Source organism: Vibrio sp. HDW18 (genome assembly GCF_011306175.1).
GTDB classification, from domain to species: domain Bacteria; phylum Pseudomonadota; class Gammaproteobacteria; order Enterobacterales; family Vibrionaceae; genus Vibrio; species Vibrio chanodichtyis.
On sequence record NZ_CP049913.1, the window covers coordinates 1,882,911 to 1,900,078 of the forward strand.

Consider the following 17,168-nt stretch of genomic DNA (forward strand, 5'->3'; position numbering starts at 1 on the left):
GATAATGCTAGTCTGATGCAGATAAAGGTGGGTTTTGAGCATGTTTTACACTTTGGTGCTGGTTAAGGTTGTGATCAAATATGAATAAATGGCCAAGCCTCAAGCAGTTATCGTATCTGGTCACGTTATACGAAACGCGCCACTTTAGCGAAGCGGCGCAGCGCTGTTTCGTTAGTCAATCCACTTTAAGCAAGGGCATTCAAACTCTGGAAGAGCTCATCGGTTGCCCCTTATATGAAAAGCAAGATAAAAAAAGCCCGTTGGTGTTTACCCGTATTGGTGAGTTGGTGGTGCAGCAGGGGCGAGAATTGCTCGCCAAAGGGCAAGATTTAGTCGAGCTTGGTCAACTGTGCCAAGGCGATAGTATGCAAGGCCAGTTGCGCCTTGGCTGTATTCCGACCATTGCGCCCTTTTTGCTGTGCGATTTAGTACAACAGATTAACCAGCGTTATCCGCTATTGCATCTATTGCTGCGTGAAGATACTACGGTCAATCTACTGGCTGCACTGCGCAGCGGCGAATTGGATGTGCTGATTTTGGCGTTGCCGGTCGATATTGGCAATATGGAGAGTTATGTGGTTGGGCAAGATCCGTTTCGTATGGTGATCAGTCGTGATCAGGTCGGACAGATCCGCCAACCGATCCGTTATGCGGATCTGCCGGATGAGTCGGTGTTTTTATTGGAAAAAGAGCACTGCTTGACTGAGCACGCGGTCTCCGCTTGTCAATTGACGGATAAAGAGAAAATCAATCCGTTTACCGCGACCAGTTTGCATACCTTAGTGCAAATGGTTGCCAATGGCTTAGGGACAACCTTTATCCCACAAATGGCGATCGATCATGGTTTGCTGGATAAGCAAAATTTGGTAGTGGTCGACCCGCCGGGCCAAACAGCCTATCGTGACATCGGCTTGGTTTGGCGTCCGAGTTCTTCGCGGATTGAGACGTTCCATCAGCTTGCTAAAGTGGTCGCTGAGCTATTGTAGTGCCTAGTCTACAGATCTTCATCTAACGGTTCGGGGTCACTCTCTTCTTGTAATTCGAGCAGATTAATCGCGATGGTCACAAAATCACTGTCGGTGATAATGCCGACCAATTCGCCCTTGGCCAGCACCGGTAAGCAGCCAATTTTATGCTTTTGCATATACATCGCGCTCTCTTTGAGGCCCGCTTGCGGGGCTACGCTCATCACATCGCTATGCATCACCTCGAACAGTGGAGTATCGAGTGTGTATGAGCCATTGGGGCTGATCCGTGGCAAGCTTGGTTGTGCGGCCAATAAATCGCGCTGACTAATAATGCCCAATAATTTTTTATTGCTATCGACCACTGGCACATGTCGGATATCGAGTGCTTCCATAAGATGTTTGGCATCGCTGAGCGTATGCGTGTGCAGTAAAGTGTGTGGATGACGCGTCATCATGTCTTCAACTTTGATCATCGCTAACTCCTTTCTCAAACAGAAAAACTTGAGCGGTTTTTCACCTTCAAGCTTAACTATAGCGCTGCCAGTAGGCGACTGCTGCGAACTGTAGCAAAATATCGGGTATATTATGCTGCAGTATGTTGCGGTGAATGCTTTACAAAAGGTTACCTTGCGATGGCGGCATCACCACAGCATTCCTGTATCTTGATGGCAGTTCGGTATATACTGGCGCGCCGCGAAATCGGGCGATGATCCTGACCACTTAATCAAGAAAGAGCCATGCAAGTTTCAGATTTTCACTTTGAACTCCCAGACGAGCTGATTGCTCGCTACCCTAAAGCAGAGCGTACTGCCAGCCGCCTACTACAACTGGACGGCAATAGTGGTCAACTGACCGATGGCACCTTTAAAGATATTCTTGATCTGGTGCAAGCGGGCGATCTGTTGGTGTTTAACAACACGCGAGTGATCCCTGCGCGTATGTTTGGTCGTAAAGCCAGCGGCGGTAAATTGGAAGTGTTGGTGGAGCGAGTGCTCGATCAACACACGATTTTGGCGCACGTGCGTTCATCAAAACCGCCAAAGCCGGGTACGGAACTCTATTTAGGCGAGCATGATGAATTTCATGCGGTGATGCAGGCGCGTCACGATGCTTTGTTTGAAATCCGTTTTAGCGCACAAACAGTGGTATTGGATATTCTCAATCAAATCGGCCATATGCCGCTGCCGCCTTACATTGATCGCCCAGATGAAGCGACCGATAAAGAGCGTTATCAAACCGTGTATAACCAAAAACCGGGCGCGGTGGCTGCACCAACCGCAGGGTTGCATTTTGATAACGCGCTGCTTGAGCAAATTCAAGCTAAAGGGGTTGAGCTAGCCTATGTGACTTTGCATGTCGGAGCGGGGACTTTCCAGCCGGTACGCGTGGAAAATGTTCACGATCACCATATGCATGCGGAATACGTAGAAGTGCCACAACCGGTCGTTGATGCGATTGCGGCGACCAAAGCGCGTGGTGGACGAATTATTGCGGTCGGCACTACCTCGGTGCGTTCACTGGAAAGTGCCGCGCAAGCTGCACTGCAGCAAGGAACCGAATTTAAACCTTTCTTTGGTGATACACAAATCTTCATCTTCCCTGGTTATCAATACCAGTTGGTGGATTGCTTGATCACCAATTTCCACTTACCCGAATCGACGTTGATTATGTTGGTGAGTGCCTTTGCCGGTTATCAGCACACCATGGATGCTTATCAACATGCTGTGCAGCAAGGTTATCGTTTCTTTAGTTATGGCGATGCGATGTTTATTCGCAAACAGACGACTAAAGCGTAATGTCCCCAACGATGTGGTGACTAGCTGGGTCGCGACTATCGGAAAGGGATGATCAAAATGAGTGCTGGCAGTAGCCAGAAAAGGTATACACCTTTTGCGCAGGGAGCCGCGCCCGCTCCTCAAACCGCCTTATGCCATAGTGCAAGGCTTGGATTGTAGACGGTCAGACTGTTTCTCTGACATTGGAGGCTGAGTGAAATTAACATTTGAACTGAAAAAGAAAAACGGTAATGCGCGACGTGGTCAACTGACCTTTGAACGCGGCACAGTACAAACCCCAGCGTTTATGCCAGTGGGTACTTACGGCACCGTGAAAGGGATGACCCCAGAAGAAGTGAAAGAGACTGGGGCCGAAATTCTGCTCGGTAACACTTTCCACCTGTGGTTACGCCCAGGCCAAGAAGTGATGAAAATGCACGGCGATCTGCACGATTTTATGAACTGGCAAGGTCCGATTTTGACCGACTCAGGCGGTTTTCAAGTGTTCAGTTTAGGCGATATTCGTAAAATCACTGAAGAGGGAGTGCATTTTCGTAACCCGGTCAACGGTGACAAAATCTTTATGGATGCCGAAAAATCAATGGAAATCCAAAAAGATCTCGGCTCTGACATCGTGATGATTTTTGATGAATGTACCCCATACCCAGCGACTCATGATGAAGCGAAAAAATCGATGGAAATGTCGCTGCGTTGGGCTCAGCGCTCACGGGATCACTTCGATAAGCTGGAAAACCCGAACAGCCTGTTTGGTATTGTGCAGGGTGGCGTGTATGAAGACTTGCGTGATATTTCGGTCAAAGGCCTGACTGAGATTGGCTTTGACGGTTACGCAGTCGGTGGACTTGCGGTTGGTGAACCTAAGCCAGATATGCACCGAGTTTTGGAGCATACTTGCCCACAACTGCCAGAAGACAAGCCTCGTTACTTGATGGGCGTCGGTAAGCCGGAAGATCTGGTGGAAGGTGTGCGTCGTGGTATCGACATGTTTGACTGTGTTATGCCAACTCGTAATGCGCGTAATGGTCACCTATTTGTGACTGGCGGTGTGATCAAGATCCGTAATGCAGCACATAAAACCGATACAACGCCTCTCGATCCGCAGTGTGACTGTTACACTTGCCGAAATTATACCAAGTCATATCTGCACCATTTGGATCGTTGTAACGAAATCCTCGGTGCTCGTCTGAATACGATCCATAACCTGCGTTACTATCAACGCTTGATGGAGAGCATTCGCACGGCGATTGACGAAGACCGTTTTGATCAATTTGTGACAGAGTTCTACGCGCGTCGTAACCGCGAAGTGCCACCACTGCAAAAAGATCTGGCTTAATTTAGTGCTCTGGGTTGGATTTTTGCATTCAGCGGGTTGAATTCAACTCCGGGCATCCCAATACAATCAACATTAAACAACAATAATTTAGAGGACGTTTCTCAATGAGTTTAATTTCTGTAGCCCATGCCGCAGGCGAAGGTGCCGCACCAGGTGGCGGTTTTGAAATGCTGATCATGCTTGGCATGTTCGCGGTGATCTTCTACTTCATGATCTACCGCCCACAAGCTAAACGCGTTAAAGAGCACAAAAACCTGATGTCAGCCATGACCAAAGGTGATGAAGTGCTGACCAGCGGCGGTTTGGTTGGTCGTATCACTAAGATTGCGGAAGACAATGCTTACATCACTATCGAGTTGAATACCAATAATGAAGTGGTGATTAAGAAGGACTTCGTGACTGCTGTACTGCCAAAAGGTACGCTGAAATCTCTTTAAAACAGCCATAGGATCCTCGCTGTGCTAAACCGTTATCCATTGTGGAAGTATCTGCTGGTGGTGTTGACCATCGCGATTGCAGCTTTGTATGCACTTCCAAATCTTTACGGTGAAGATCCAGCTATTCAAATTACAGGGGCGCGTGGCGCCTCTGTTGATATGTCAACGCTGGATGCTGTCACCACTGCGCTCGATAAAGCGCATCTCTCCCAAAAGTCGATTGCTCTTGAAAATGGCTCAGTCTTGGTCCGTTTCAATGATACCGACACTCAACTTAGCGCCCGAGATATTATCAGCGAAGCGCTAGGCCAAGATAAAATCGTGGCATTAAACCTTGCGCCGGCTACCCCTGATTGGCTTGAATCAATTGGTGCTGCACCAATGAAGCTCGGCCTTGATTTGCGTGGTGGTGTGCACTTCCTGATGGAAGTGGATATGGACGCGGCGATGGAAAAGCTGGTCAACCAGCAAGAAGAGTCTTTCCGCAGTGATTTGCGTGATGAAAAAATTCGTTACCGTGCGATCCGGCCCTTATCTGATGCGGTGGAAGTGACCTTGCGTGATGCGCAGCAGCTTGCGCAAACTAAGTCGTTTTTGGAGTCAAAACATCGTGATATGACGTTTACGACGACAGAAACTAATGGCCGTTTTGTGCTATTGGCTAAGTTTACAGAAGCTCGCTTACAGGAAATTCGCAATTACGCGGTCGAGCAAAATATCACGATCTTACGTAATCGAGTCAATGAACTGGGCGTCGCGGAGCCACTGGTGCAGCGACAAGGTGCAGCACGGATAGTGGTTGAACTGCCTGGTGTGCAAGATACCGCACGTGCCAAAGAGATCTTAGGTGCGACGGCTACTCTGGAATTTCGTGAAGTTGATGACAGCGCTGATCTTGCGGCTGCAGCGGCAGGACGCGTTCCAGCGGGTAGCGAAATTAAGCTGGATCGCAATGGTCGCCCTGTGGTGTTGAAAAAACGCGTGATTCTCGGTGGTTCAAGCATTACCGATGCCAGCTCAAGTGCCGACGAATATGGCCGTCCGCAGGTGAACATTTCGCTCGATAGCGAAGGTGGTAACAAAATGGCCGCGTTCTCGAAAAAGAACATCGGCAAATTGATGGCAACCGTTTTTGCGGAATACAAAGACAGCGGTAAGCGTTCACCGGAAGGCAAGGTGCTGCTGATCAAGCATGAAGAGGTGATTAACCAAGCGACGATTCAATCGGCCTTGGGACGTAATTTCCGCATCACCGGCATTGATTCTCCAACTGAAGCGTACAACTTAGCACTGTTACTGCGTGCTGGTGCACTGATTGCGCCGATCTCGATTGTTGAAGAGCGTACCATTGGTCCATCAATGGGCCAGCAAAATATCGATATGGGGATCCAAGCCTGTATTTGGGGCATGGTCGCGGTGATGTTGTTCACTCTGCTTTACTATCGCAAATTTGGCGTTATTGCCAACGTGGCGCTGATGGTGAACATTGTGCTAATTATTGGCGTGATGTCGATGATCCCAGGGGCGACGATGACTTTGCCGGGTATTGCCGGTATTGTGTTGACGATTGGTATGGCGGTTGATGCTAACGTATTGATCTTTGAGCGTATTCGTGAAGAGTTGCGCGATGGGAAAAATCCACAGCAGGCCATTCATCACGGTTATGCCAACGCCTTTAGCACCATTGCTGATGCCAATATCACCACCTTGATCACCGCGATTATTTTGTTTGCAGTGGGAACTGGGGCGATCAAAGGCTTCGCGGTCACGCTATCGATTGGTATTTTAACTTCTATGTTTACTGCGATTATCGGAACACGTTGTATCGTGAATCTGGTGTATGGCGGTAAGCGTATTCACAAGCTGTCGATCTGAGGCTGGGGTCAGTTATGTTTCAAATCCTAAAAGCAGATAAAATGATCGACTTCATGCGTTGGTCAAAATTTGCCTTCGTATTGTCGTTGGTGATGATCGGCGCATCGATGTTTACACTGTCGACCAAATGGCTGAACTGGGGCCTAGATTTCACTGGCGGAACCTTGATTGAAGTTGGCTTTGAACCGCCAGCCAATTTAGAGCAGATCCGCAGTGCGTTGGCCGCGCAAGGTTTTGGCGATGCCACTGTGCAAAATTTTGGTTCAGCGCGTGATGTGATGGTGCGCTTGCGCCCACGTGAGGCGATGACCGGCGAAATGCTCGGTAATCAAATCCTAGCTGCTATCCAACAAGGCACGGGCGTCAATGTTGAAATGCGCCGTATCGAATTCGTTGGTCCTAATGTCGGAGATGAATTAACCGAAGCGGGTGGTTTGGCGATTTTGGTCTCTTTGCTGTGTATTTTGCTCTACGTTTCGGTGCGCTTTGAATGGCGACTGGCGGCAGGAGCGGTGTTGGCACTGGCGCACGATGTGATCATCACCCTCGGTATTTTCTCGCTGTTACAGATCGAAGTGGACCTGACCATTGTTGCGGCATTGCTCACGGTGGTTGGTTATTCGCTTAACGATACTATCGTGGTGTTTGACCGGATCCGGGAAAACTTCCGTAAGATGCGTAAAGAGTCACCCGCTGAGATCATGAATAGTTCGGTGACCCAAACCTTAAGTCGAACCCTGATCACTTCAGGTACTACGCTGTTTGTGGTGATTGCACTGTTTACTCAAGGCGGTGCGATGATCCACGGTTTTGCCTTGGCTTTGCTGCTCGGGATCACGGTCGGGACTTACTCTTCGATTTATGTGGCCTCGGCATTAGCGCTGAAACTTGGTATCACTCGTGAGCACTTACTCCCACCACAAGTGGAGAAAGAGGGTGCTGAGTTGGATGAATTATCTTAGTTTTGATTGGCTTTTTCTTCTCAAAAACCGTTGCCTTGGCAGCGGTTTTTTTATCCAACGGCTTGCGCGCCAGTGATTGCCCCTTGTTACACTAGCGCTTGGATTTGCATGCTAGTTTTTTTAGTTTGAAAGGTAAACCGGGACAAAAAAAAAGCCCTGCCATTATGGCAGGGCGATATATACTGTCGTAGAGCCGATCTTATTTCAAGATCGCGCTGTTACCGTTTTCACGGATGTGTTGCAAAATGGCTTTTACACCACGTGGGCTAGAGGCCACGATGTTGCCTGATTGCATATAATCAGTGCCACCAGCAAAGTCAGTCACGATGGCGCCTGCTTCACGAGCGATAAGTTCACCTGCTGCCATATCCCAAGGTTTTAGGCCGAGTTCGAAATAACCATCAACGCGGTTGGCGGCTAAGTAGCATAAATCTAATGCGGCTGAACCGGTGCGACGGAAATCAGCACATTCAATAAACATAGCAGAGACGATTTTGATGAACGATTCTGAGTGCTGTTTTTGTTTGAATGGGAAACCGGTTGCCAGTACTGCGCCTTGTAGATCTTTCAGTGGCTGAACACGAATACGCGCATTGTTGAGCTGAGCACCTGAACCACGTTGTGCGGTGAACAGTTCATTGGTCATTGGGTCGTAAACACAAGCCACTTCGGTTTTGCCTCTAAAGCGTACAGCAATAGAAACCGCGAAGTGTGGGAAACCTTTGACAAAGTTAGTAGTGCCATCCAGTGGGTCGATGATCCATTGTACTTCTTTATCTTTGCCTTCGATAAGGCCGCCTTCTTCTGCAATGATGCAGTGCTCAGGATAAGAGCTTTTGATGGTTGCAATGATAATCGCTTCCGCTTCTTTGTCGACGTTAGTGACAAAGTCGTTAGTCCCTTTCTGGGTCGATTGAATTTTCTCTACGTTTTCCAGAGATTTGGCAATATGGTTACCTGCTTTTCGCGCGGCGCGAATAGCGATATTAAGCATTGGATGCATACGAGTTTCCCAACGGATGTTAAAGAACGAAAAAGCGGCCGGCAGTATACCAAAACCAATCGAAAAAGGAAGTGGTTATTTTTTGTGCGTTTGGTTGTCTATTGCCGCAAACGGTCTGACCATTTTAATCTGCTTTATGATAATATCCGGCGGCTTTATTGGGAGTACTTTGGGCAAATGATGTTAGATCGCGTAAAAGTCGTATTGGTCGGCACTTCTCACTCTGGAAATATCGGTTCAGCTGCTCGGGCGATGAAAGTAATGGGCTTAAGCCGCATGGTATTAGTCGATCCGCAATGTCAGGTCGATGCTCAAGCGATTGCCTTGGCCGCTGGCGCCAGCGAAATCGCACTCAATGCTGAGATTTACCCAACCCTTGAAGCAGCCGTGGCCGATTGTGGGCTAGTGGTTGGCACCAGTGCGCGCTCGCGTACATTGGAATGGCCAATCTTAGAGCCGCGGCAGTGTGCAGAAAAATTGATCGCCGAAGCCGAGCACCATTCGGTGGCAGTGGTTTTTGGCCGAGAGCGTACAGGCTTAACCAATGATGAGCTGCAACGCTGTCATTACCATGTTTGTGTTCCTGCCAATCCAGAATACAGCTCACTCAATATCGCGATGGCGGTGCAATTGCTGAGCTATGAGCTGCGTATGGCGTGGTTAGCGCTCAAGCCGAACCAAGATCCACATCAGGTAGAATCCGCCTATCCGCATCATCAAGAGCTGGAGCGTTTCTATCAGCATTTGCAAACGGTCATCACCCAAACCGAATTTATTTCGGCCCAGCAGCCGGGGCAGGTGATGAATAAACTGCGCCGCATGTTTACTCGTGCTCGTCCGGAAGCTCAAGAAATCAATATGTTGCGTGGTATTTTAACCGCTGTGCAAAAATCACTCGCAGCGAAGCAGTAAGTCTATAAAAAGTAATAAGTCTATAGACGGAATAAGCCTATAGTTGCTAGGGATGAATACCTGACTGAATTAGTCAAATAAATACTTGACCCAAAGAGTCGGGTATGGAACACTTCTTGCCATATAAACAGTGTCGAGATGGTGATTATGAGACTGACATCGAAAGGAAGATATGCGGTAACCGCCATGTTAGATGTGGCTCTGCATTCGCAACAAAATCCGGTACCGTTGGCCGATATTTCTGAACGGCAAGGCATTTCTCTCTCGTACTTAGAGCAATTGTTTTCTAAGCTACGTAAAGCAGGTTTAGTCGCGAGTGTGCGCGGCCCTGGTGGCGGTTATCGACTCGGTATGGACTCATACGCGATTGCGATTGGAACTGTGATTGCCGCAGTCGATGAATCGGTTGACGCCACAAAATGCAGTGGCAAAGGTGATTGTCAGGGCGGTACTCGTTGTTTGACTCACACACTGTGGCGTGATTTGAGTTCACGCATTAGCGATTTTCTTAACAACATCACGCTCGGCGAGCTGATGGTGGATAACGAAATTCTCGAAGTTTCCGATCGGCAAGATCTGCATCTTGCGGTCAACCAAAGGGTTGCACACAATAACTCAAATCCAGCCACCTGCGCTGCGGCACCTTTTGGTATTAATGCTCGCTCATAGCGGCAAGCTTTACACTGGAGTAGAAAATGAAACTGCCTATTTATCTAGATTATTCAGCAACATGCCCGGTTGATCCGCGCGTGGCTGAGAAAATGGTTCAGTACATGACGATGGATGGTACCTTCGGTAACCCAGCTTCGCGCTCGCACCGTTATGGCTGGCAGGCAGAAGAAGCCGTTGATACTGCGCGTGAACAAATTGCGGCCCTGCTTAATGCTGACCCTCGTGAAATTGTCTTCACATCGGGAGCCACTGAATCGGATAACCTTGCAATCAAAGGTGTCGCTCACTTTTATAACAAGCAAGGCAAGCACATTATTACCAGCAAGACCGAGCACAAAGCGGTGCTGGATACCATGCGCCAATTGGAGCGTGAAGGCTTTGAAGTGACTTATCTTGATCCAGAAAGCAATGGCTTGATTGATCTGGCTAAATTGGAAGCCGCGATGCGCGATGACACCATTTTAGTCTCGATCATGCATGTCAATAATGAAATTGGCGTGATCCAAGATATCGCCGCGATTGGCGAACTGTGCCGTGCGCGCAAAGTGGTGTTTCATGTTGATGCCGCACAATCGGCGGGTAAAGTGGCGATTGATGTACAAGAGATGAAAGTCGATCTGATTTCCCTGTCTGCCCACAAAATTTATGGTCCGAAAGGTATCGGTGCTTTGTATGTACGCCGTAAGCCACGCATCCGTTTAGAGGCGCAAATGCACGGCGGTGGTCATGAGCGTGGTTTCCGTTCAGGCACTTTGCCAACCCACCAAATTGTTGGGATGGGCGAAGCGTTCCGCATTGCGAAAGATGAGTTGCAGCACGATTATCAGCATGCACTGGCGCTACGCGAGCGTTTGCTGGCCGGCATCAAAGATATGGAAGCTGTGACCATTAACGGTGATCTGGATCAGCGTGTACCACATAATCTCAACGTCAGTTTTGCGTTTGTAGAAGGTGAATCTCTGCTGATGGCACTGAAAGATCTGGCCGTGTCGTCAGGCAGTGCTTGCACATCGGCCAGCCTTGAGCCTTCTTATGTATTGCGTGCTTTAGGTCTAAACGATGAATTGGCACACAGCTCAATTCGTTTCTCTTTTGGCCGTTTTACCACGGAAGCGGATATCGACTACGCGATTGAGTTAATTCGGGTTGCGGTGGATAAATTGCGTGACATGTCACCCCTGTGGGATATGTACAAAGAAGGTGTGGATCTCAACACGGTTGAGTGGGCACACCACTAATCATTCCAAGGTTATACAGGATTCGAGGTAACGAACATGGCATACAGCGAAAAGGTCATTGACCATTACGAGAACCCACGTAACGTTGGGTCATTTGATAAAGAAGATCCTTCTGTCGGCAGTGGCATGGTTGGTGCACCGGCGTGTGGTGACGTGATGCGTTTGCAGATCAAAGTCTCCCCGGAAGGCATCATTGAAGATGCGAAATTCAAAACTTACGGCTGTGGCAGTGCGATTGCTTCTAGCTCGCTAGTGACTGAATGGGTGAAAGGCAAGAGTATTGATCAAGCGGCAGCGATCAAAAACAGCGAAATTGCGGAAGAACTTGAACTGCCACCAGTGAAAATTCACTGCTCGATCCTTGCCGAAGATGCGATCAAAGCCGCGGTAGCGGATTACAAGAAAAAGCATCAGCACTAATTTATTGTTATTAGGGAGTTATTCTAATAACTCCCACTTGTTCATTGATTAAAATCATTAAGGTTGAAGTATGGCCGTCACTCTTAGCGAAAGCGCAGCAAACCGAGTTAAAACTTTTCTGGATAATCGTGGAAAAGGCATCGGTTTACGTCTTGGTGTCAAGACCACTGGCTGCTCAGGAATGGCGTATGTGCTCGAATTCGTTGACGATCTTAACCAAGAAGATCATGTCTTTGAAAGCCATGGGGTTAAGGTGATCATTGACACCAAAAGCATGGTCTACTTAGATGGCACCCAACTGGATTATAAGAAAGAAGGGTTAAACGAAGGTTTTGAATTTAACAACCCGAATGTCAAAAGTGAATGCGGTTGTGGTGAAAGCTTCAACGTTTAACGGTAACTGGCCAGCGAGACCGCTCTCGACCACAGGACCGCGAACAATATGAATTATTTTGAATTATTTGGGCTGCCGATCCAGTTTGAACTGGATGGTAGCCTTCTTTCTTCCCAGTTTAGAATGCTGCAAAAACGCTTCCATCCGGATAATTTTGCCAACGCTTCTGAACGAGATCGACTGCTCTCAGTACAACAAGCCGCGCAGATCAACGATGCTTATCAAACGCTCAAAGATCCGCTACAGCGTGCCGAATATCTTTTGTCGCTGCAAGGTATAGCGATGAATGCCGAGCAGCAAACCCTGCAAGATCCGCTGTTCCTAATGGAGCAGATGGAGCTGCGTGAAGAGTTGGAATCGCTGGCGTCACTCGCGGATCCTGAAGCCGCATTGCTCGGCTTTGAGCGTAAGGTGAGCACCATGCAGCGTGCTTATCTGACCCAGTTACAAGATTTATTGAGCCACGCTGAGTGGCCGGCGGCGGCCGATCAAGTCAGAAAGCTCAAATTTATAGCCAAACTCAAACATGAAGTAGAACGCGTCGAAGACCAACTGCTTGGCTAATTCAAGATTCAAAGGAACAACTGATGGCATTACTTCAGATTGCAGAGCCGGGTCAAAGTTCGGCACCCCACCAGCATAAATTGGCGGTAGGGATTGATTTAGGCACCACCAACTCGTTAGTGGCGACGGTACGCAGTGGCACGGCGAGTACCTTGGTCGATGACCAAGGGCAGAGTATTCTCCCATCCGTGGTCAACTATGGCGCCGAGCAAACTTTGGTCGGTGATGCTGCTCGTCAGCAAGCCGAAACCGATCCACACAACACGGTGATTTCGGTTAAACGTCTGCTTGGGCGTTCACTGCAAGACATCAATCAGCGCTATCCACATCTGCCTTATCGTTTTAAAGCCAGCGAAAAGGGCTTGCCGATTGTGCAAACTGCGCAAGGTGACAAAAACCCGATTCAGATCTCGGCGGATATTTTGCGTGCGTTAGCTGAGCGTGCGACGGCGACGTTAGGCGGTGATTTAGCTGGGGTTGTGATCACTGTGCCGGCCTATTTTGATGATGCACAGCGCGTTGCCACCAAAGATGCAGCAGGATTAGCGGGCTTGCATGTGCTGCGTTTACTCAATGAGCCGACCGCAGCAGCAATTGCTTATGGCTTAGATTCGGGCCAAGAAGGGGTGATCGCGGTATACGATCTCGGTGGCGGTACTTTCGATATTTCGATTTTGCGTTTGTCACGCGGCGTATTTGAAGTGTTGGCGACCGGTGGTGATTCTGCACTCGGTGGAGATGATTTTGATCAGCTGATTGCTCAGCACCTGCAAACGCAGATCGGGCTGAACAACTTAACCGCGCAGCAGCAGCGCGCACTGATTAATGCCGCCAGCCAAGCTAAAATTGATTTGACCGAACAGATGACGGCGCAAGTCAAAGTACTCGGTTGGCAAGGGACGTTTACCCGTGAGCAGCTAGCCAGTTTAATTAGCCCATTGCTGAAAAAGACCTTACTCGCCTGTCGCCGCGCATTAAAAGATGCTGGAGTGACGGCGGATGAAGTGCTGGAAGTGGTGATGGTCGGTGGTTCAACCCGCACCCCACTGGTGCGCGAACAAGTGGGTGAGTTTTTTGGTCGTACCCCGCTGACCAGCATTAACCCTGATCAAGTGGTGGCGATTGGCGCGGCGATTCAGGCTGATATTCTGGTCGGTAATAAGCCGGATGCGGAAATGCTGCTGCTCGATGTGATCCCACTTTCGTTAGGGATTGAAACCATGGGCGGTTTAGTCGAGAAAATCATTCCTCGCAATACCACCATTCCTGTGGCGCGCGCGCAAGAGTTTACCACCTTTAAAGATGGACAAACCGCGATGAGTGTACATGTGGTGCAAGGTGAGCGCGAAATGGTCGATGATTGCCGCTCTCTGGCGCGTTTTTCACTCAAAGGTATTCCTCCGATGGCAGCGGGAGCTGCGCACATTCGCGTCACCTATCAAGTTGATGCGGATGGTTTACTGTCGGTCACCGCACTGGAAAAAAGCACCGCCGTGCAGGCACAAATTCAGGTTAAACCGTCTTATGGTTTAAGCGATGATGAAGTGACTCAGATGCTGAAAGATTCGATGGCCTACGCCAAGCAAGATATGCTGAGCCGAGCACTGGCCGAGCAGCGCGTAGAAGCGGATCGGGTTATTGAAGGTATACTGGCTGCGTTACAAGAAGATGGTGATGAGCTACTGACTGAGCAAGAGCGCCAAACATTACTACAGACCATTGAACGCTTGATTGAGTTACGCAATGGCGACAATGCCGATGCGATTGAGCAAGGAATAAAAGACACCGATAAAGCGAGTCAGGATTTTGCGTCAAAACGAATGGATAAATCGATTCGTCGCGCACTGGCTGGCCACTCTGTTGATGAGATTTGAAGAGACAACCAACATGCCTAAAATTATTGTTTTGCCTCATGAAACCCTTTGTCCTGAAGGCGCAGTTTTAGAAGCGCAAAGTGGGGAAACGATTCTTGATGTAGCCCTAAAACATGGTATTGCCATTGAGCATGCGTGTGAAAAATCGTGTGCTTGTACCACTTGCCACTGTATTGTTCGTGAAGGTTTTGATTCACTGCAAGAGAGTGATGAACTGGAAGACGATATGCTGGATAAAGCCTGGGGGCTGGAACCAGAATCTCGCCTCAGTTGTCAGGCTCGCGTAGCGGATGAAGATCTCGTGGTTGAGATCCCGAAATACACCCTCAACCACGCGAGCGAAGAGCATTAATTGTTAACCTCGCGGTTCGCGAGGTTCCACCAATAGGAAGGTTAACCATGAAATGGACAGATTCGCGCGAGCTCGCCATCGCATTGTGTGACAAGTTTCCTGAGCTTGATCCTAAAACGGTTCGTTTTACCGATCTGCATCGTTGGATTATGGAGCTGGACGATTTTGCCGATCAGCCGAATCACTCCAATGAAAAAATTCTTGAAGCGGTGATCTTATGTTGGATGGATGAATTTGAGTAAGTTGTCGCTAAAAACTGCATTTGGTTAACAATTTTGATCAAAAAAAACGGGCCATTGAGTCCGTTTTTTTATTCGATTGATACTTTAACGCGTCAAAATGTTAACATCTTGGTCAATTAATGAGACGGCATAAATAAAGCCAATATTTAAGGCAAGGAGAAACCATGTCTACATCGATGTCTGTATTTTTGAGTACGCAAGCTGCCCAGCCTCAGTGGGGAGAAAAGGCGCTGATTTCTTTTGCCGAGCAAGGGGCAACCATTCACGTCACCCAAGCGCAAGATCTGGGTGCGATCCAGCGCGCGGCACGTAAATTAGATAATCAAGCGATCCGTAGCCTAGTATTAGCTGGTGAAGGCTGGCAACTGGAAACGATTTGGGCTTTCTACCAAGGTTATCGTGAAGCGAAAAAACGCAATACCCTTGAATGGGCAGCACTAGCTCCAACCGAACAAGCTGAGCTTGAAGCGCGGATTAAAACCACCGATTGGACGCGCGACATTATTAATAAAAGCGCAGAAGACGTGGCGCCACGCCAGTTAGCAACCATGGCCGGTGAGTTTATTAAATCACTGGCTCCTGAGCGTGTGACTTATCGCATTGTGAAAGATAAAGATTTACTCACCGAAGGGTGGGAGGGGATCTACGCGGTTGGGCGCGGCTCAGAACGTTCTTCCGTCATGTTGCAACTCGACTATAACCCAACCGGCGATGAGAATGCACCAGTCTTTGCTTGTTTAGTCGGCAAAGGCATTACTTTTGATTCGGGCGGTTACAGCCTCAAACCTTCCAATATGATGTCAGCCATGAAATCTGATATGGGCGGCGCGGCAATGATCACTGGCGCGTTAGGCTTAGCCATGCTGCGTGGTTTAAATAAGCGGGTAAAACTGATTTTATGTTGTGCGGAAAACATGGTGTCAGGTCGCGCTTTAAAACTGGGCGATATCATCACCTACAAAAATGGCAAAACGGTTGAGATCCTCAACACCGATGCGGAAGGGCGCCTAGTACTGGCTGATGGTCTGCTGTACGCCAGTGAGCAACAACCACAACTGATCATCGATTGCGCGACATTAACTGGCGCGGCCAAAAATGCTTTGGGTAACGATTACCACGCGTTACTTTCATTTGATGAATCTCTGAGCCAACAAGCTTTAATCGCGGCGAAACAAGAGAATGAAGCCTTGTGGGCACTGCCACTGGCGGAGTTTCATCGTGAGATGCTGCCATCAAACTTTGCGGATCTGTCTAACATCAGCAGTGGCGATTACACGCCAGGTGCGAGTACTGCAGCGGCATTTTTATCTTACTTTGTGCCAAACTATCAACAAGGTTGGCTGCACTTTGACTGCTCGGCCACTTACCGCAAATCAGCCAGCGATAAATGGGCGGCGGGTGCTACAGGCATGGGTGTGAAAATGCTCGCGCGGGTTCTGATGCAATAAGTATCATGTTAAGGGCAGCGCATTACGCTGCCCTAGTTTCATTGCTTGGCAAATTATCGCAGCCAAACAATTGCAGTCAACCCACAATCATCACAACAAACAAAAGGACATTTTATGGCTCTAGAAAGAACATTTTCGATCATCAAACCAGATGCAGTACAGCGTAACCTGATTGGTGAAATCTATCATCGTATTGAAAAAGCTGGATTACAGATTGTGGCGGCCAAAATGGTGCACCTGAATGAACAGCAAGCGAGCGGTTTTTACGCAGAGCATGAGGGTAAAGAATTTTTCCCTGAGCTGAAAAAATTTATGACATCAGGGCCAATTATGGTGCAAGTTTTACAAGGTGAAAATGCTATCACTCGTTATCGTGAACTGATGGGTAAAACCAATCCAGAGCAGGCCGCCTGTGGAACTTTACGTGCCGATTATGCTTTGAGTATGCGTTATAACTCAGTGCATGGTAGTGACAGTCCAGCATCGGCAGCGCGTGAAATTGAATTTTTCTTTCCTGAGGCAGAAATCTGCCCACGCTAACTTATTATCCCCTTCCTACTTGAAGCTGCAGCGGTGTTGGCTAGGTTCGTTTACCCCAATCACATAGTTTGTCTATGCTCATGGGGACTCACTCACTTGCCGCATACCTGTAACTCCACGTTGTTTGGGTATATACGT

At 48.6% G+C, this 17,168-nt stretch carries 19 protein-coding genes; 17 read left to right on the forward strand and 2 right to left on the reverse strand.

Annotated features, from left to right (window positions below; translation table 11 throughout):
• Positions 1 to 80: 80 nt before the first annotated feature.
• Entirely contained in the window at positions 81 to 986 is a 906-nt protein-coding gene (locus G7083_RS09100; RefSeq protein WP_166014477.1) for a hydrogen peroxide-inducible genes activator, read from the forward strand.
• Between the two features lie 8 nt (positions 987 to 994).
• Here G7083_RS09100 and G7083_RS09105 read toward each other — a convergent pair whose 3' ends face one another.
• Entirely contained in the window at positions 995 to 1,441 is a 447-nt protein-coding gene (locus tag G7083_RS09105) for a CBS domain-containing protein (RefSeq protein ID WP_166014478.1), read from the reverse strand.
• Positions 1,442 to 1,705: 264 nt separating this feature from the next.
• Here G7083_RS09105 and queA point away from each other — a divergent pair, with 264 nt between their 5' ends.
• The 5 genes from queA (at position 1,706) to secF (ending at position 7,371) form a co-directional block, all read left to right on the forward strand.
• The gene (gene queA, locus G7083_RS09110) at positions 1,706 to 2,764 is read left to right on the forward strand and encodes a tRNA preQ1(34) S-adenosylmethionine ribosyltransferase-isomerase QueA (protein WP_166014479.1); all 1,059 of its coding nucleotides are present in this window, start codon (positions 1,706 to 1,708) and stop codon (positions 2,762 to 2,764) included.
• A gap of 193 nt (positions 2,765 to 2,957) precedes the next feature.
• Entirely contained in the window at positions 2,958 to 4,097 is a 1,140-nt protein-coding gene (tgt, locus tag G7083_RS09115; RefSeq protein WP_166014480.1) for a tRNA guanosine(34) transglycosylase Tgt, read from the forward strand.
• Between the two features lie 104 nt (positions 4,098 to 4,201).
• A complete protein-coding gene (yajC, locus tag G7083_RS09120; protein ID WP_166014481.1) occupies positions 4,202 to 4,534 on the forward strand; it encodes a preprotein translocase subunit YajC in 333 nt (110 codons plus the stop codon).
• Positions 4,535 to 4,555: 21 nt separating this feature from the next.
• On the forward strand, positions 4,556 to 6,409 hold the full coding sequence (gene secD / locus G7083_RS09125) for a protein translocase subunit SecD (RefSeq protein ID WP_166014482.1): 1,854 nt from the start codon (positions 4,556 to 4,558) through the stop codon (positions 6,407 to 6,409).
• A gap of 14 nt (positions 6,410 to 6,423) precedes the next feature.
• A complete protein-coding gene (secF, locus tag G7083_RS09130) occupies positions 6,424 to 7,371 on the forward strand; it encodes a protein translocase subunit SecF (protein WP_166014483.1) in 948 nt (315 codons plus the stop codon).
• Positions 7,372 to 7,570: 199 nt separating this feature from the next.
• Here secF and suhB read toward each other — a convergent pair whose 3' ends face one another.
• Positions 7,571 to 8,374, reverse strand: coding sequence for an inositol-1-monophosphatase (gene suhB, locus G7083_RS09135; protein ID WP_166014484.1), 804 nt, complete (start codon positions 8,372 to 8,374; stop codon positions 7,571 to 7,573).
• 180 nt (positions 8,375 to 8,554) lie between these two features.
• On the opposite strand from suhB, the gene trmJ reads away from it, so the two are divergent.
• The 11 genes from trmJ (at position 8,555) to ndk (ending at position 17,030) form a co-directional block, all read left to right on the forward strand.
• Positions 8,555 to 9,286: a tRNA (cytosine(32)/uridine(32)-2'-O)-methyltransferase TrmJ gene (gene trmJ, locus G7083_RS09140; protein WP_166015026.1), complete on the forward strand. Its 732-nt coding sequence runs from the start codon at positions 8,555 to 8,557 to the stop codon at positions 9,284 to 9,286.
• Positions 9,287 to 9,433: 147 nt separating this feature from the next.
• Positions 9,434 to 9,955, forward strand: a complete 522-nt coding sequence (gene iscR / locus G7083_RS09145) for a Fe-S cluster assembly transcriptional regulator IscR (RefSeq protein WP_166014485.1) — start codon at positions 9,434 to 9,436, stop codon at positions 9,953 to 9,955.
• Positions 9,956 to 9,981: 26 nt separating this feature from the next.
• Positions 9,982 to 11,196 carry an IscS subfamily cysteine desulfurase gene (locus G7083_RS09150; RefSeq protein ID WP_166014486.1) on the forward strand — a complete coding sequence of 405 codons (1,215 nt, stop codon included), beginning with the start codon at positions 9,982 to 9,984 and terminating at the stop codon, positions 11,194 to 11,196.
• Positions 11,197 to 11,232: 36 nt separating this feature from the next.
• Positions 11,233 to 11,616: a Fe-S cluster assembly scaffold IscU gene (iscU, locus tag G7083_RS09155; RefSeq protein ID WP_166014487.1), complete on the forward strand. Its 384-nt coding sequence runs from the start codon at positions 11,233 to 11,235 to the stop codon at positions 11,614 to 11,616.
• A 70-nt stretch (positions 11,617 to 11,686) separates the two neighbouring features.
• Positions 11,687 to 12,010 carry an iron-sulfur cluster assembly protein IscA gene (iscA, locus tag G7083_RS09160; protein WP_166014488.1) on the forward strand — a complete coding sequence of 108 codons (324 nt, stop codon included), beginning with the start codon at positions 11,687 to 11,689 and terminating at the stop codon, positions 12,008 to 12,010.
• A 48-nt stretch (positions 12,011 to 12,058) separates the two neighbouring features.
• Positions 12,059 to 12,574, forward strand: coding sequence for a co-chaperone HscB (hscB, locus tag G7083_RS09165; RefSeq protein ID WP_166014489.1), 516 nt, complete (start codon positions 12,059 to 12,061; stop codon positions 12,572 to 12,574).
• A 23-nt stretch (positions 12,575 to 12,597) separates the two neighbouring features.
• Complete coding sequence (gene hscA / locus G7083_RS09170; RefSeq protein ID WP_166014490.1) at positions 12,598 to 14,448, forward strand: Fe-S protein assembly chaperone HscA; 1,851 nt, start codon at positions 12,598 to 12,600, stop codon at positions 14,446 to 14,448.
• A gap of 13 nt (positions 14,449 to 14,461) precedes the next feature.
• Positions 14,462 to 14,800 carry an ISC system 2Fe-2S type ferredoxin gene (gene fdx / locus G7083_RS09175; protein ID WP_166014491.1) on the forward strand — a complete coding sequence of 113 codons (339 nt, stop codon included), beginning with the start codon at positions 14,462 to 14,464 and terminating at the stop codon, positions 14,798 to 14,800.
• 47 nt (positions 14,801 to 14,847) lie between these two features.
• Positions 14,848 to 15,042: a Fe-S cluster assembly protein IscX gene (iscX, locus tag G7083_RS09180; protein ID WP_166014492.1), complete on the forward strand. Its 195-nt coding sequence runs from the start codon at positions 14,848 to 14,850 to the stop codon at positions 15,040 to 15,042.
• Between the two features lie 164 nt (positions 15,043 to 15,206).
• Positions 15,207 to 16,490: an aminopeptidase PepB gene (gene pepB / locus G7083_RS09185; RefSeq protein WP_166014493.1), complete on the forward strand. Its 1,284-nt coding sequence runs from the start codon at positions 15,207 to 15,209 to the stop codon at positions 16,488 to 16,490.
• 114 nt (positions 16,491 to 16,604) lie between these two features.
• Positions 16,605 to 17,030 carry a nucleoside-diphosphate kinase gene (gene ndk, locus G7083_RS09190; protein WP_166014494.1) on the forward strand — a complete coding sequence of 142 codons (426 nt, stop codon included), beginning with the start codon at positions 16,605 to 16,607 and terminating at the stop codon, positions 17,028 to 17,030.
• Positions 17,031 to 17,168: the final 138 nt, after the last annotated feature.